This window comes from Streptomyces panaciradicis, from assembly GCF_023516615.1.
GTDB classification, from domain to species: Bacteria; Actinomycetota; Actinomycetes; order Streptomycetales; family Streptomycetaceae; genus Streptomyces; species Streptomyces panaciradicis.
The window spans coordinates 102,127-117,194 of record NZ_JAMGBF010000029.1 but is presented as its reverse complement, the minus strand read 5'-3'; the positions used below and the strand labels follow the sequence as shown (position 1 = coordinate 117,194).

The 15,068-nt window shown below is 68.9% G+C and carries 13 protein-coding genes; 7 read left to right on the top strand and 6 right to left on the bottom strand.

Going from position 1 to position 15,068, the window contains the following annotated elements:
* Positions 1-37 precede the first annotated feature (37 nt).
* Positions 38-607: a YceI family protein gene (locus tag M8J74_RS13015; RefSeq protein ID WP_249836534.1), complete on the bottom strand. Its 570-nt coding sequence runs from the start codon at positions 605-607 to the stop codon at positions 38-40.
* A 592-nt stretch (positions 608-1,199) separates the two neighbouring features.
* Between M8J74_RS13015 and M8J74_RS13010 the strand changes: the two genes are divergently transcribed.
* From M8J74_RS13010 to M8J74_RS12985, 6 genes are all read left to right on the top strand, one after another.
* Positions 1,200-1,934 (top strand): alpha/beta fold hydrolase, encoded by a 735-nt coding sequence (locus M8J74_RS13010; protein ID WP_249836533.1) that lies wholly within the window; start codon positions 1,200-1,202, stop codon positions 1,932-1,934.
* Between the two features lie 226 nt (positions 1,935-2,160).
* Positions 2,161-3,393: an NAD(P)/FAD-dependent oxidoreductase gene (locus M8J74_RS13005; RefSeq protein ID WP_249836532.1), complete on the top strand. Its 1,233-nt coding sequence runs from the start codon at positions 2,161-2,163 to the stop codon at positions 3,391-3,393.
* 219 nt (positions 3,394-3,612) lie between these two features.
* Positions 3,613-4,479 carry a sigma factor gene (locus M8J74_RS13000; protein WP_249836531.1) on the top strand — a complete coding sequence of 289 codons (867 nt, stop codon included), beginning with the start codon at positions 3,613-3,615 and terminating at the stop codon, positions 4,477-4,479.
* A 243-nt stretch (positions 4,480-4,722) separates the two neighbouring features.
* Positions 4,723-5,274 carry a hypothetical protein gene (locus tag M8J74_RS12995; protein ID WP_249836530.1) on the top strand — a complete coding sequence of 184 codons (552 nt, stop codon included), beginning with the start codon at positions 4,723-4,725 and terminating at the stop codon, positions 5,272-5,274.
* 491 nt (positions 5,275-5,765) lie between these two features.
* A complete protein-coding gene (locus tag M8J74_RS12990; RefSeq protein ID WP_372500164.1) occupies positions 5,766-7,721 on the top strand; it encodes an N-acetylmuramoyl-L-alanine amidase in 1,956 nt (651 codons plus the stop codon).
* Positions 7,722-7,952: 231 nt separating this feature from the next.
* Positions 7,953-8,306: an antibiotic biosynthesis monooxygenase family protein gene (locus M8J74_RS12985; RefSeq protein WP_283948105.1), complete on the top strand. Its 354-nt coding sequence runs from the start codon at positions 7,953-7,955 to the stop codon at positions 8,304-8,306.
* Between the two features lie 254 nt (positions 8,307-8,560).
* On the opposite strand, the gene M8J74_RS12980 is transcribed toward M8J74_RS12985, so the two are convergent.
* Together M8J74_RS12980 and M8J74_RS12975 are read right to left on the bottom strand one after the other, a co-directional pair.
* Entirely contained in the window at positions 8,561-9,115 is a 555-nt protein-coding gene (locus M8J74_RS12980) for a dihydrofolate reductase family protein (protein WP_249836527.1), read from the bottom strand.
* Between the two features lie 44 nt (positions 9,116-9,159).
* The gene (locus tag M8J74_RS12975) at positions 9,160-9,879 is read right to left on the bottom strand and encodes a helix-turn-helix transcriptional regulator (protein WP_283948104.1); all 720 of its coding nucleotides are present in this window, start codon (positions 9,877-9,879) and stop codon (positions 9,160-9,162) included.
* A 211-nt stretch (positions 9,880-10,090) separates the two neighbouring features.
* On the opposite strand from M8J74_RS12975, the gene gad reads away from it, so the two are divergent.
* Positions 10,091-11,482 carry a glutamate decarboxylase gene (gad, locus tag M8J74_RS12970; RefSeq protein WP_249836525.1) on the top strand — a complete coding sequence of 464 codons (1,392 nt, stop codon included), beginning with the start codon at positions 10,091-10,093 and terminating at the stop codon, positions 11,480-11,482.
* A gap of 307 nt (positions 11,483-11,789) precedes the next feature.
* Here gad and M8J74_RS12965 read toward each other — a convergent pair whose 3' ends face one another.
* The 3 genes from M8J74_RS12965 to M8J74_RS12955 are packed head-to-tail and all read right to left on the bottom strand — an operon-like array spanning position 11,790 to position 14,974.
* Complete coding sequence (locus M8J74_RS12965) at positions 11,790-12,197, bottom strand: SHOCT domain-containing protein (RefSeq protein WP_249836524.1); 408 nt, start codon at positions 12,195-12,197, stop codon at positions 11,790-11,792.
* Positions 12,194-12,559 (bottom strand): carboxymuconolactone decarboxylase family protein, encoded by a 366-nt coding sequence (locus M8J74_RS12960; protein ID WP_249836523.1) that lies wholly within the window; start codon positions 12,557-12,559, stop codon positions 12,194-12,196. Before M8J74_RS12960 ends, M8J74_RS12965 begins: the two co-directional genes overlap by 4 nt.
* A gap of 60 nt (positions 12,560-12,619) precedes the next feature.
* A complete protein-coding gene (locus tag M8J74_RS12955) occupies positions 12,620-14,974 on the bottom strand; it encodes an arylsulfatase (protein WP_249836522.1) in 2,355 nt (784 codons plus the stop codon).
* Positions 14,975-15,068: the final 94 nt, after the last annotated feature.

Sequence of the window (15,068 nt, the reverse complement as noted above, 5' to 3'; positions counted from 1 at the left end):
ACCGCGGGGGGCGGTCGGTGTTGTGGCGCGGGGCGGGTCATGCTGCATACGAGCGGGAGAGGCGGACGGCGGATATGTCGAAGCTGAGCCTGACCTTGTCGCTGATGAGGACGCCGCCGGTTTCGTCGGACGTGTTCCAGCCGAGCCCCCAGTCGGAGCGGCGCACCAGGGCGGTGCCGGAGAAGCCGACACGGTGGTCTCCGCTCTCGTCCTGCGTAGCTCCGCCGAAGGCGAGGTGGATGTGGAGAGGGAGTTCGACGTCCTTGATCCTGAGATGGCCCATCAGACGGAACTGGCCGTCTCCGCGGTCGGCGAGGCCGGCGGAGCGGAAGAGGATCAGCGGATAGGTGGCGGCGTCGAGGAAGTCCGGCCCCGCGAGATGGGCGTCCCGGTCAGGGCTGCTGGTGTCGATACTGCCGGTCTGGACGCTCAAGTAGGCCTCGGAGCGGCTGGGTTGGTAACCGTCCAGCTTGACCAGTCCCTCGAACGCGCCGAAGCGCCCACGCACGTTCGCGATCATGGCGTGCCGGACGGAGAAGCCGATGGTGCTGTGTGCCGGGTCGATGGTGTAGACACCTGTCAGCGCTGTGTACGGGACGGTCGACATATGTGGGTCCTTGCGGTCGCTGGTCACGACGATCAGTCGCTGCGAGCCGTCGCCGTGTGCCTGCCGATGGTGGAGCGGACCGCGGCCGAGCAGGGCCGGGCAAGGTCCGCAGAAGGACAGACAGGTGAGGGCCCGCGCGTGTGACACCGGGATCGCCGCCGGAACGGCGCCCTGTGTGTCACCGCGTGTCGCGGGGCAACGGGTTGCCGTTACGCGGGTCGTACGGTCGGCACCGCGGGATCGCCCGCTTCGCGCACCGGGGTGAATCCGTGCCGGGCCGGCTCAGCAACGATGTCGTCCCGGGACGCCGGCCACGTCTCGCTCCGGACAACGGTCACGTCCGGCACCCGGGAGTCGAAACGGGTCCGGGGGCGGTCGGCGTCGGCCGACAGCACCATGCGCCCGCCGTACTCGTGCCGCCCTCTCCCCCTGCCCCCTCCCGCCGGACTGAGCGGCACACATGCGTGACATGGTGTGCCACTATGTTGGGTGCATCCGGCGCAGCACATGATGCTCGTCGTCCCGGCCCGCCGCGGCCGCAGAGCTTCCCCGGATCCCGGCCGCGGCCCCTATCACGAGGGATGTACCGACCATGCCCGCCATCCTCATCCACGGCGTTCCCGACACCCACCACGTGTGGAACGGTGTACGCCGACACCTGACCCGTTCCGACGTCGAGGCCTGGGACCTGCCCGGATTCGGCACCCCCCGCCCGACCGGCTTCGGCTCCAGCAAGGAGGAGTACGTCGACTGGCTCGTCGAACGACTCGAGCGCGTCGGTGAGCCCGTGGACCTGGTAGGTCACGACTGGGGCTGCATCCTCACCGCCCGCGTCGCCTCCCTCCGTCCCGACCTGGTGCGCACCTGGGCAGGTGGCAACGGACCCATCAGTTCCCGCTACGTCTGGCACCCACTGGCCGAGATCTGGCAGGACCCTGCCGCAGGCGAGCGGTTCATGGCCGAACTGGACCCCGAGTCCTTCGCGAATGACCTGGTGAACGGCTTCGACGCGCCCGCCGAACCGGTGGAGGAGATGATCCGGAACGTCGACGGCACGATGAAGGACAGCATCCTGCGGCTGTACCGGTCCGCCGTGACCATGGGGACGGAGTGGGAACCGGCCCTGTCGAACGTCACCGCACCCTCGCTGGTGTTCTGGGGCGAGCGCGACCCGGCCTGCCAGATCGAGTTCGGCGACGAACTCGGCGCCGCCCTGCGCGCCGCCCGCGTCCTCCATCTCGACTGCAACCACTGGACGGTACTGGAGCGGCCCGCGGAGGTGGCCGCCGCCCTCGAGGAACACTGGGAGCAGGGCGCCGGACGCTAGCCCCCCGCCGGCCGCGACGAGGGGTGCGGATCTGCGGACCGCCTCGGCCACGGTGGTGGAACACGGACGTCGTCCGCGCCGCTCGTCGCGCTGCTCCCCTCTGCCCTCGCAGGCCTGCTCCCTGCCGCCGCGCGGCGCGGGCCGGTGTCACAACCTGCGGCTTCTGACGGTCTCTCCGCACGAGGGCACACCAGTGTCCGGTGCGCGCGAGCGAGACGGGAACATCATGTCGCGAGAAAACGGGTTCGTGATCGTCGGGGGCGGCCTCGCCGCGGGCAAGGCCGCCGAGGAACTCCGGCAACAGGGCTACGACGGCCCGCTCGTCCTCATCGGGGACGAAGTGGAGCGCCCCTACATCCGACCGCCGTTGTCCAAGGGGTACCTGCTCGGCAAGGAGGACCGCGAGTCGATATTCGTGCATTCCGAGAACTGGTACCGCGAGCACGACGTCGAGCTGATGACGGGAACGCGCGTAACGGCCGTCGACGCACTGACCCGCCACGTCGAACTCGCCGGCGCACGCCGGATGTCCTACACCAAGCTGCTGCTGGCGACCGGATCGTCCCCCCGTCGGCTGACGGTGCCCGGGGCGGACCTGGACAACGTGCTGTACCTGCGCCGCGTGGGAGACAGCGAGCGGCTCAAGGCCGCCTTCGCCCCCGGGGCCCGGATCGTGGTCGTCGGCGGCGGCTGGATCGGCCTGGAGACCGCCGCGGCGGCACGGACGGCCGGGGCGCTGGTGACCGTTCTGGAGCACTCCGAGCTGCCGTTGCTGAAGGTGCTCGGCCGGGAGACGGCCGAGGTCTTCGCCGACCTGCACCGGGATCACGGGGTCGTCCTGCGGCCCCACGCCGCCGTCGAGCGCATCACCGGTGACGGCACCCGCGCCGACGGCGTCCAGCTCGCCGACGGAACCCGACTGCCCGCCGACGCCGTGGTGGTGGGCATCGGCATCACCCCCAACGTCCAGCTCGCCGAGGCGGCGGGACTGGAGGTGCGCAACGGTATCGTCACCGACGAGTGTCTGCGCACCTCGGCCCAGGACGTGCACGCCGCAGGAGACGTCGCCAACGCCTACCATCCCCGGCTCGGCCGGCATCTGCGGGTGGAGCACTGGGCCAACGCCCTGCACCAGCCCCGCACGGCGGCCCTGGCCATGCTCGGCAAGGAGGCGGCGTACAACCGGTTGCCGTACTTCTACACCGACCAGTACGACCTCGGGATGGAGTACACGGGGTACGCCGAGCCCGGCGGGTACGACCGCGTCGTCTTCCGCGGGAACCCGGCCGAGCGGCGGTTCATCGCCTTCTGGATGTCCGGGGACCGGGTCCTGGCAGGCATGAGTGTGAACGTGTGGAACGTCATCGACTCCGTCCGCGCCCTCATCGAGTCCGGTGCCTCCGTGGCGGACGCGGCCCTGTCCGATCCCGAGACGCCCCTCGACAGCCTTCTGCCCTGACGACCGCCGCCAAGGCGACCGCGGCCCGCCGGGGCACGGGCGCCGCTGCATACGGCGGGGAACCATGTCACACGATCTGTCCCTGTCCGGTCAGCTGTGCATCGGTACGACCCGCCGGACGAAAGCGGACTGCCCCCGTTCTCGCGAGCCGCGGCGGACATCGGCCGGAATCAGGGGTGGCACCGCTTTGTCAGGTGCTGTGCGAAGGAGTGATGCCCGATGGACCGGGTGCAGGACGACGAGACGGTGCCGATCGCGGATCTGCTCGACGAACGACGCCGGCTGCTCAACGTGGCCTACTGGATGCTGGGCCGGAGTCAGGACGCCGACGACGTCGTGACGGAGGCCTACCGGCGCTGGTACGGCCTGTCCGACGACCACAGGATCCGCATCGCCGAACCCCCGTCCTGGCTGGTGACGACCGTCGGCGGCATCTGTCTGGAGCGCTTGGCGCCGACCGGGCGGTCGCATCCGGGCCCGGTCGGCGGGGCGCCCTCTCAGGACCTGGACGAAGAGGTGAGCCAGGCCCTCCTCGAGGCGCTGGACACGCTGTCACCGGCCGAGCGGGCCGCGTTCGTCCTCAACGACGTGTTCGGGATGGCTCCGGAGACGGTCGCCGCCATCGTCGGACAGACGGAACAGGAATGCGGTGAACACGCCGCCCGGGCCCGGCACAGCCTTGGGACCAGGTGGGCACACCCCACGACGCCACAACAGCACGACCGTGTGGTGCGAGCGGTCCGACAGGCCTGCGTGGCGGAGGACCCCGCCCGCCTGATTTGCCTCCTGGCACCGGACGCCACGGTGTTCTTCGACGGAGGCGGCAAGGTCAGAACCCTGACCCGGCCCGTCCACGGCGCACGGCGCGTCACCCGCAGCCTGCTGACCCTTCTGGCCGGCCGCCCGCGCACCAGACTGCACTGCCGGTCCGTCAACGGCCGCACCGGAATAGTGGTGCGCTACGGCGACGAGGTCGCCGCGGTCATCAGCCTGGACGTCGCGGGCGACCGCGTCGTGCAGATCTGGGCGGTCCTCAACCCTGACAAGCTCCGCCACTGGAACCGGGCGGCCACGCAGGAGAAATGAGACATCCTTCAAAAAGCTCTCGACGACGTCGGCACCGCTGAGGTGCCGCTCACGAAAGGGTGAAACAACAGTGACAGCCACCTGACTCGACGGTACCTCGCATCACCACCTTGCATCTTCCGGTCCCAAACCTCGTACGCTGTGACATACGATGCAGCCACACACATCCCCGGTCCGAGCCGAGCGGCACCGCAGCTGACACCAGCGAGGCGCGGCACGCAGGGGTGAGGATGAGAGGAAGACATGGTCTCGGCACCTCGCGCAGCGCATGAGATTGAGGTCACTGCGGAGAGCCTCCAGGAGGACCTCGCCCGCCTGGAGATTCAGAAGCAGGCACTGGAGAGGGAACTGGCCGCCGTGGCCGCCCACCTCGACTCCGTCCAGCGCGCCCTGAGCGCCCTGACGGTCCTCATGGCCGAGCCATCCGGCCGCCGAGCAGCCGAGCAGCGCGAACAGGCGGAGGCCGACACGACGGTCGTCGCGCCCGCCGCCCGCACGGCGCGAAAGCAGTCCGCGCGGCGACAGGCGGAGCCCACGGTGAAGGAAAAGCCGGCGGCCTCCTCGCGTCCGGAGGCCGACGAACCGCGCAGCTACGGCGTACTCACCGAACAGATCCTGGAGTACTTCGCGGGCGTCGGTGACGCGGAGGTCCGCGCGCGCGACGTGGCCGCGGCACTCGGCCGCGACACCGACTCCGGGAGCATCAATGCGGTGCGCAGCACGCTGGACCGTCTGGTGGGCACCTCCCGCGTACGCCGGGCCGGACGCGGCCTCTACAGCGCCCAGAAGTCCTGACCGGAGCCCTCTCCGCTCCATGCACGGAAAGTCACAACGATGCCTCGGGCACCTCCTCTCGGGGGATCGCACAGGCGCCCGAGGCACGCACCCGCTGACGGACGGTCCGCGGGTGGGTGAGCGCCCCCATACTGGCGAATCAACATGTCACACGGTTTCGGATACGCTGTGAACAGTGTATAGCAATCCGCATCGCCTCTGAATCCAGCGCCCCCGCCCCCGGGCGCACTCCTCCCCGGATACCTAGGATCACGCCTGGCCCCTTCACCTTCGCGGCGGCCCCTCCCCACTTGATCCTTCCGGCAACTCGCCGTTCCAAGAGGGCTGTTATGCCCGTTCCGCACAGCTCATCCACAACATACGTGTGATGGAAACAGTTACTCTTTCCGTGGCCACTGCAACAAACATGGTCCTATAGTCATCCGCGCATCGAGTTGTCGCCCAGACCTTCCCCCTGCGAGCGGCCGTGCCGCCGGCGCACCTTGATGCCCATGTTTCTTCCTCTGAGGAGCATCACCTTGCACAGAAGAAAGCGGGCCGTTGGCGTGCCCGTCGGCATCGCCGTCAGCGCGCTGATCGCGGGCTCCCTGCTCACCCTGCCCGGCCACGCACTCGCGGACGACCCAAGCGCCACCGCGGACTCTCGCCAACAGGCGCTGCTGGCCGCTGCCGAGGAGTTCAGCATCCCGACGAGCGTGCTGCTCGCCCTCTCCTACCAGGAGTCGGCCTGGGAGGGCCACAGTGCCCTGCCGAGCACCGACGGCGGTTACGGGCCGATGAACCTCACGGACGTCACCCCCACCATGCTGGCGGGCGGTGCCGCGGGCGCGGCGGGCCGCGCCGACCTCGACTCCCTAGCCGCGCTCCCCGCCCTGCACACCCTGCGCCAGGCGGCCGAGCTGACCGGACTCTCCGTCACATCCCTGCGCGAGGACGACACCGCGAACATCCGCGGAGGTGCCGCCCTGCTCGCCTCGTACGAAAAGGAGTTGGCCGGGGCGACCCCCGCGGACCCCTCTCAGTGGTACGGGGCCGTGGCCCGGTACAGCCAGGCCCAGCAGAAGCAGGCGGCTGTCTCCTTCGCCGACCGTGTCTTCCGCACGATCCGCAACGGCGCCTCGGCGACGACCCAGGACGGCCAGCGCGTACGTCTGTCCGCCGGACCTTCCGTCGATCCCGCCCGAGAGCAGATCAACTCCCTGCGCCTGAAGACCTCGTCGACAGCGGCCGCCACCGAATGCCCCACGACCGTCGACTGCACCTTCGTGGCCGGGTCACCGGTCGGCCGGCAGGTCGCCGACCGGCCGGCCAACGGCATCCACATCGACACGATCGTCATCCACGACCTGGAGTCCACCTACGACGCCGGCGTGGTGGGCCTGGCCAACCCCACGAACCCCGCCGCGACCCACTACGTGATGTCCTCTTCCGGCGCGGTCACCCAGATGGTGCCCACCAAGGACATCGCCTTCCACGCGGGCAACTACTCGACCAATTTGCACTCGATCGGCATCGAGCACGAGGGGTACGCCGTGCACGGCGCAGCCTGGTACACGGAGGCGCAGTACCAGGCAACGGCGGACTTGGTGACGTACCTGGCCGAACGCTTCGACATCCCGCTGGACCGGCAGCACATCGTCGGTCATGACAACGTTGCCGGGCCCAACTCCGCCCTCGTCTCCGGTATGCACTGGGACCCGGGTCACGCCTGGGACTGGAATCACTTCATGAGCCTGCTCGGCGCCCCCGTCAGCGGCGTGTCCGAGGTGCCGCAGCCCGGTTCCGTCGTGTCGATCAAGCCGTTGTTCGCGGACAACGTGCAGACCCTCCAGATCTGCCCCTCCGACGACCCGACCGGCCAGACGACCACTTGCGTCGAGCAGCAGCAGCCGACCAACTTCGTCTATCTGCACACGGCCCCGAGCGAGACGGCCCCGATCTTCGGCGATCAGGCGATCCACGGCACCGCGCCCGGCACCGACCGGGTGAACGACTGGGGCAGCACGGCTCAGGCCGGGCAGCAGTTCGTCGTCGCGGACGTCCAGCACGACTGGACCGCGATCTGGTTCAGCGGTGCGAAGGTGTGGTTCCACAACCCTGGCGGCGTCAACACCCGTACCAGCTACGGAGTGAAGATCGTCAAGCCCGCGGGCACCACTCCGGTGTCCCTCTACGGCTCCAGCTACCCCGACAAGGCCGAGTACCCGGCCGGCCTGGGCGCCTCCACACAGGCACCGCTGAGCATGTACGCCATGCCGACCGGACAGGCATACGTGGCCACGCGGGAAGCGGCCGTCACCGACGACTACTTCCCTTCCAGCGGGGCGGTGGTCATCGGAGGCAAGAAGATGTACACAATCCAGTACAACCACCGTGTCGCCCTCGTCTACGCGGACGACGTCACCGCGACCAAGGCCGTCCACCACTGGGAGAACGACGGCAACTGAGCAACGCGTCAGGGTAGTTGAGTAGTTCCAAGAGGGCTCTCAGGCGGCGAAGTGCCGTCGGGCATACCGTATGAGAGCCCTCGCCTCGCCTTCCCGGGACAATCCGGTGGGATCCTTCAGCATGGCCTCGCTGAACGCCGCAGAACGACGCACAGACCGGGTCGACCCGAGGGCGTACATCGGCACCCGCCGACCCGTCACACGCGCGGAGGGTCGTCGGTCAGTAGGAGCATGAGCCATTCCCTCGCGTCGAAGACCAGCACCGACGAGCCTGTGACTGTCATCAAAAGCTACACCGTGCCGACTGACGAAGCCGACCGCTTCACCATCGTTTACCAGGAGAACGCCCGAATCATGGCGGCCCAGCCCGGCTTCCTCCGCTCCCGCCTGCACCGTCCCCTCGGCGAAGGCCCGGAGACCCGCTTCGTCCACATCGCGGAGTGGACGTCGGGAACCGCCCTCGACAAAGCCACCGACAATCCCGAGTGGCACGCCTCGCTGCAGCGCATGTTCAACGACCCCGATCTGCACATCACCTCGGAACCGGCGAGCTACCGCGTCGTCGTCGAACTCCACCCCTCCTGACAACGCGTCACCCCGCACGCCGGTCCCAAGGAGGAGCCGTAGGGCGCCCGTTCGGCCGGCCACTGCTGCGCCGGGCGGAGCGCAGGGTTTGGGTGGGTGGGGACGATCGTTCGGCTGAAGCCCCATGCGGCAGCCCGCCGAGAGGCGACCGCCCTCCGCACGGCCCCGGCTGGTCTCCCCCGTCCAGCCGGGGCCTCACCTGCGCCTGCCATCATGGAGAAGACGGCTCATCAAGCACCCAAGCCAAGCAGCGCTCAGCGTGCCGGACGGTAGGTCGCGATGATCACTCCGCTGCTGGTCGGCTGGGCGCTCACCAGCTCCAACTTCTTCAGGGCGGCATCGTCGGCGAACAGCTTCTTGCGGCCCTCACCGGCCACGACCGGGTGGATCAGCAGTACGAGTTCGTCCAGCAGGTCCTGCTCCAGCAGCGACCGCACCAGCGTCGGGCTGCCCGCGACGGTGATGTCCTTGCCTTCGCCGGCCTTGAGCTCCTCGATCGCGGCATTCAGGTCGCCCTTGACGAGCGTGCTGTTCGCCCAGTCCTTCACGCTGTCGAGCGTGGAGGAGACGACGTACTTGGGCGAATCGTTGATCCACTTGGCGAAACCGGCGTCCTCGCCACTGGTGACCGTCGGCCAGTACCCGGCCCACTCGGTGAACGTCACCCGGCCCAGCAGGATCGTGTCGGCCGTCTCCAGCGTCCTGCCCAGCGCCGCGCCCATCTCCTCGTCGAAAGCGAACTGCCACTCGTTCGGCGACTGGACGACGCCGTCGAGCGAGATGAAGAGACCCGAAACGACCTTGCGCATGATTCCTCCGTGATGAGTCGAAGCCGTCGGCTGCACCAGGAAACCTACGCGGGCATCGAAGTCGAGGTCTTGTACAGAAGCGACAGGGGCTCCGCCTCGTCCGGAGAGCTCAGCCGAGTAGCGGTCCGGCCGATGTACCGGGTCAGGGACCGTGCCAGATGCGGCTGGTCGAAGTAGCCCAGCCGGTGCACCACGTCCTGTCCCGACGCACCCTCCTGGATCAGGACCGCCGCCTCACGGGCGCGACGGATCTGCCGGATGGCGCCTCGGGTGAGGCCCGTCGCGGCGACCAAGCGGCGTTGGAGAGTGCGTTCGGAGACATCGAGGTCGGCGCCGGCGAGCACGGCGGGCACGATCGGATCGCGGTCCACGATGCCCTCACGCACCAGGCGCCGTACGAACGCCTCCGCGTTGTCGTAATCGGGCGGATGCCAGGTGGAGCCCTTCAGCCAGACGGAGCGCCGCGTGACGTCGGGTATCTCCGCGCTGCTGCCCACGAGCCGGCTGATCGGGATGTGCGGCATTGAAGTGCCGAGGGCGAAGCTGATGCCGAAGAACGAGGCGTTCTCGGGGACGGGAGCCAGGGATGCTGCCGGCTCGGGGCCCATGACAGCCGCCTGGACCTGACCGCGGTGCTCCCAGAAGACGAGTTCCCAGTGCGATGTGGCGATCGACGTCATCCGGCCCACGTCGTCACTGCGACTGCGCCACACCCGCTCGATGTACGGCAGCTCCGACGGCCTGCTCTCGATCTCCAGTCCCAACCGGATCACCCCCGTTCACCGCTGCCTGAACCGCCAGTGTGTCACGGCGTCCGGACCGCCGACCGGCCGCACCAGCCGCCGCCGGGCATGCGTTCCTCGACTCGCCTCGTGCCCGCCAGGACCCCCTGGTCGGACTACTCCCAGTGTCGAGTGCGCCTTGGGCCTCATAGCCTCCGAAGAAAGACGCAGGATGACGTGAGAGGGTGCGCCGGTGGCTCTGCACAATGCCAGGGAGACAGCCTTTGACCCGGCTGCCGATATCTTCACATCGCCCATCAGTGAGGAGGTTCTGCCGAAGCGGGCGATGCCGGACGAGCCGGCGCCGCCTCAGGTCGTGTTCCAGTTGTTGCGCAGCGAACTGCTGCTCGACGGCAACGCGGCCCAGAACCTGGCGACGTTCTGCACGACCTGGGCCGACGACGAGGTCCGGCGCCTGATGGACCTGTGTCTCGACAAGAACATCGTCGACAAGGACGAGTATCCGCAGACCGCGGAGATCGAGTCCCGGTGCGTCAACATCCTCGCCGGCCTGTGGCACGCGCCCGGCGGCTCCGAGGGGACCGAGCCCGCCGTGGGGTGCTCCACCACCGGCTCCAGCGAGGCCGCCATGCTGTGCGGGCTCGCCCTGAAGTGGCGTTGGCGTGACCGCCGGCGGGCCGCCGGGCAGTCCACCGACCGGCCGAACCTGGTGTGCGGGCCGGTGCAGGTGTGCTGGGAGAAGTTCGCCCGCTACTTCGACGTGGAGCTGCGCCAGGTGCCGGTGGAGCCGGGTGCGACCGGCCTGCAGGCCCACCAGCTGCGCGAGTACGTCGACGAGAACACCATCGGCGTCGTGGCGATCCTCGGGGTGACCTACACCTGCACCTACGAACCCGTGGCAGAGATCGCGGCCGAGCTCGACCGTCTGCAGGCGGAGACCGGTCTGGACGTCCCCCTGCACATCGACGCGGCGTCCGGCGGGTTCATCGCGCCCTTCCTCCACCCCGACCTGGAATGGGACTTCCGCCTGCCCCGGGTCGCCTCGATCAACGCCTCCGGACACAAGTACGGCATGGCCCCCCTCGGCGTGGGCTGGGCCCTGTGGCGTGACAAGGCGGTCCTGCCGGCGGACCTGGTCTTCCACGTCGACTACCTCGGCGGCGACATGCCCACGCTGGCCCTGAACTTCTCCCGCCCCGGCGGCCAGGTCGTCGCCCAGTACTTCATGTTCCTGCGTCTGGGCCGCGAGGGGTACCGGCGCGTCTACCAGGCATGCGCCGACACCGCGCAGCACCTCGCCCGCCAGGTCGCCGACATGGGCCCCTTCACCCTGCTCTACGACGGCGACGGAGCGCTTCCGGCCGTCTCCTGGACCCTGACCGACCCGGCGTCGGTGAGCTGGAGCCTGTACGACCTGTCCGACCTGCTCCGCATGCGCGGCTGGCAGGTCCCCTCGTATCCGCTGCCGCCCGACCGCCAGGAGACCGTCATCCAGCGGGTGCTCGTGCGGCACGGCGTCGACCGTGACGAGATCGAACTCCTCGCCGAGGACATGCGCCGGGCCATCACGCGCCTGGAGCAGGGACACCCGCACGACTCCGAGCGCGTCGGCTTCCACCACTGACAGCGGAGGCTGCCGACGCACCATGAGTGCCGCGCCGCATGCGCGCGTTCGGCGCCCCGTACGGTGCGACGCTCGCCCGCGCGCGGTCCGATGACCGCATCGTCGTCGTCTCGTGTCTGGGCGGCGGGGCAGGCTTCGACCGGGCGCCGGTGACATCGCCGGCCGGGCACTGCGCCGATCGCCATGAGCGGGACCGTCTGGCATCCGCCGACGGCATCGGTAGCGGAAAGCCCCGGCCGAGACCGCCTGAGAAGGCATCACAGGGCGCCGGCTGCTCTGGGCAGCCGGCGCGGTGGTGTCCAGCCGATCAGTGGAGGATTTTCTCCTTGGCCCGCTGGTATTCGGCATCCGTGAGGTCGCCGCGGGCGCGGACCTCGGAGAGCTTGGCGAGTTGATCCGCCTCGTTCCCGGGTCCCGTCCCGCTGCCGGCGGTCTCGCGGACGTAGTCGTCGAATGCCTGTTGCCGGGCTTGGGCGTGGCGGATCTCGCGGTCCCCCATGCCCTTGCCGCGGGCCAGGACGTAGACGAACACCCCGAGGAAGGGGAGGAAGACCACGAAGATCAGCCATCCGGTCTTGCCCCACCCCCCGAGCGTGTCGTCACGGAAGATGTCGCCGATGATCCGGAAGAGCAGAGCGAACCACAGGATCCACAGGAAGATCCACATGACCGTCCAGAACGCTCCCAGGACCGGGTAGTCGTAGGCCAGATTCATGTCACAGCTCCTTCTTCCTCGCCTGCGTCGGGCAGCAGGTCAAGCCCGAAGGCCTCACCGATACCGCGGGCGGCCATCACCACACGGGCGCTGCCGACGACGGGGGCGACGGCCACGAGGGTGCCCCGGATCCGTTCCGGGGCCACCCCGATCTCGTCGGCCGCGCCGACATTGAGCAGGTAGGACGCGGGGGCGGCGCCCATGGCCACCAGCGCCGCGATGCGGGTGAGCAGATAGGTCTCGGGGTCCAGGCCGGATCGCTCGAACGCGTTCAGTGTCATCTGGACAAGGGTGTCGAACACGGGGGCGTCTGCCTCGCCGAGGGCGCCGACGTCCGGTGTCCCGGCCGATTTCCCGGTCATCTCCGGCTCCTTTTGTCGGCTTGCAGGGATGGGTGGGTTGCGCGTTTGGGTTGCGCGTTTTCAGTCGATCATGAACCAGCCGCGCACCCGCGCTTCGTGATCGACGTAGCGTTCGCCGGAGACGTCGACGACGACCTTGTCGATCGTGCCGCCGGTGAACGGGAACGGGCCGTCGTAGTCGGGGGTGACCGGCGAGGCGTCGTCACGGCCCACGGTGATGCCGTCACCGACGACGCAGAAGAAGCCGGGCTGGGTGACGATGTGGTCGCTGCCGACTTCCTCGTTGTCCACGTAGAGGGTGAGGGTGCCCTCGGCGCCGGGCATGGCCGGGTCGGTGCTGCGCCCTTGTGCCGCGAACTCCGCGGTGAGGACGTGCTTGCCGGGCGGGATGTCCTGGTCGGCGTCGACGACCTGCAGATGGGTGCCGACCCAGTTGAAGGCGTAGTGCAGGCGGTGGTCCTTGACGTAGAGGCTGTGGCCGCCCGCCACTCCCCCGTGTGCGTAGACCACGCCTTCGGCGTCGGCGGAGTCGACGTCGACGCCGGCGGCGATGGTGTACGAGCGGCCGCTGGTGGTGACGCCGGACTGCTCGGGCACGGCCGCGCAGTCGGGGTAGTACACGTACCGGTCGCGCTCGGACGTGCCGTGCGGGCGCTCGGCGAGGGCTTGTTCCAGGGCGGTGCGGTCGTCCAGTGGCAGCCCGTTGTAGCGGCCGGCGTAGTAGTACCAGAGGCTCTTGAGGGTCTCCAGCCGCGCCGGCTCCTGTGCGGCGAGGTCTTTGGACTGGGCACGGTCGGTGGTGAGGTCGTACAGCTCCCACACGTCGTGGGTGAAGTCGCCCCAGCCGCTGAGCGGTGGGTGGACGGTGCAGGCCAGCCAGCCTTCGTGGTAGATGGAGCGCTGCCCGAGCATGGTGTAGAACTGCGTCCGGCGGCCCGGCGCGTCGGGGTCGGTGAGCGATGCCTTGAAGCTCTCGCCCTCGATGGGGCTCTGGGGGTGGCCGTTGATCACTTCAGGGGGCTCGATGCCGAGCAGGTCGTAGAGGGTGGGCACGACATCCACCGCGTGGATGTAGTGCTGGCGCACCTCGCCGCGGGCGTCGATGCCTGCGGGCCAGGCGACCACGCACATGTCGGCCACGCCGCCCTCGTAGCCGGCCCAGCGCTTCCAGTACGGGAACGGCGTGTCGAAGGCCCAGGCCCAGCCGGTGTTGTAGTGGTTGTACGACCTGGGGCCGCCGAGTTCGTCGAGGTGCTCCAGGGACAGCTCGGCGGGGGTGGGCAGGCCGTTGAAGAAGCGCCACTCGTTGAACGTCCCGTCGGGGCCGCCCTCGCCGCTGGCTCCGTTGTCGGAGACGGCCACGATGATGGTGTTGTCGAGTTCGCCGGAGGCTTGCAGGAAGTCGAGGACGCGGCCCAGTTGGTCGTCGCTGTAGGAGACGTATCCGGCGAAGACCTCGGCCATCCTGATGAACAGCTGCCGTTGGTCGGCGCCGAGGTCGTTCCAGGGGCGCACGGTGTCCAGCAGCGGCCAGGGCTGACCGTCCGGACCGGTGGCGGTGGGCTCGCCGTGCGGGTTGATCGGGGAGAGTTCGGTGTTCTCGGGCAACAGGCCCATGTCCTTCTGCCGGCGCAGGATGCCCGGGCGGATCGCTTCGTATCCCTCGTCGAAGACGCCCTTGTAGCGGTCGGCCCACTCCTTGAAGACGTGATGCGGCGCGTGGGCGGCGTCGAGGGAGAGGTACATGAAGAAGGGCTTGTCCGGGTCGATGACCTTCGCGTCCCGGATGAAGCCGATGGCCTTGTCGGAGAAGTCCTTGGCGATGTGGTAGCCCTCTTGGGGCGTGGCCGGCGGGTCGACGGGGTGGTTGTCGTGGATGAGGTCCGGATACCAGCAGCTGGACTCGCCGCCGAGGAAGCCGTAGAACCGCTCGAAACCACGGCCCAGGGGCCAACGCCCCTTGTAGGCGGCCATGTTGGTCTCCTCACCGGGGGTGAGGTGCCATTTTCCGACGCAGTAGGTGTTGTATCCGCGCTCCCTCAGAACCTCCGAGATGAAGCCGTTCTCGAACGGGATGCGGGTGGAGATCCCGGGAAATCCGGAGCTGAACTCGGCGATGGTCGCCATGCCGTTCGAGGTCGCGTTGCGGCCCGTCATCAGCGAGGCCCGGGTGGGAGAACACAGGGCCGTGGTGTGGAAGTTGGAGTAGCGCACCCCCATGTCGGCGATCCGCGACATCGTCGGTGTCCGCACCGGGCCGCCGAAACAGTCCATGGTCCCGTAGCCGACGTCGTCCCACGCGATCACCAGGACATTCGGGGCGTTGTGGGGAGCCTGCGGCGCGAGGAACGGCGTCCAGTCCGGCTCGGAGTCACGGATGTCGAGGGCGATCTTTCCCCTGAAAGGCTTGGCCATGACCGTTCTCCTCGTTGCCCCGGGTCCTGACAGGCTCCCTTCCACCCTGGTCACGCAAGGTTGCTCGCGCATCACCCCCCAAGGGTGACGAGCC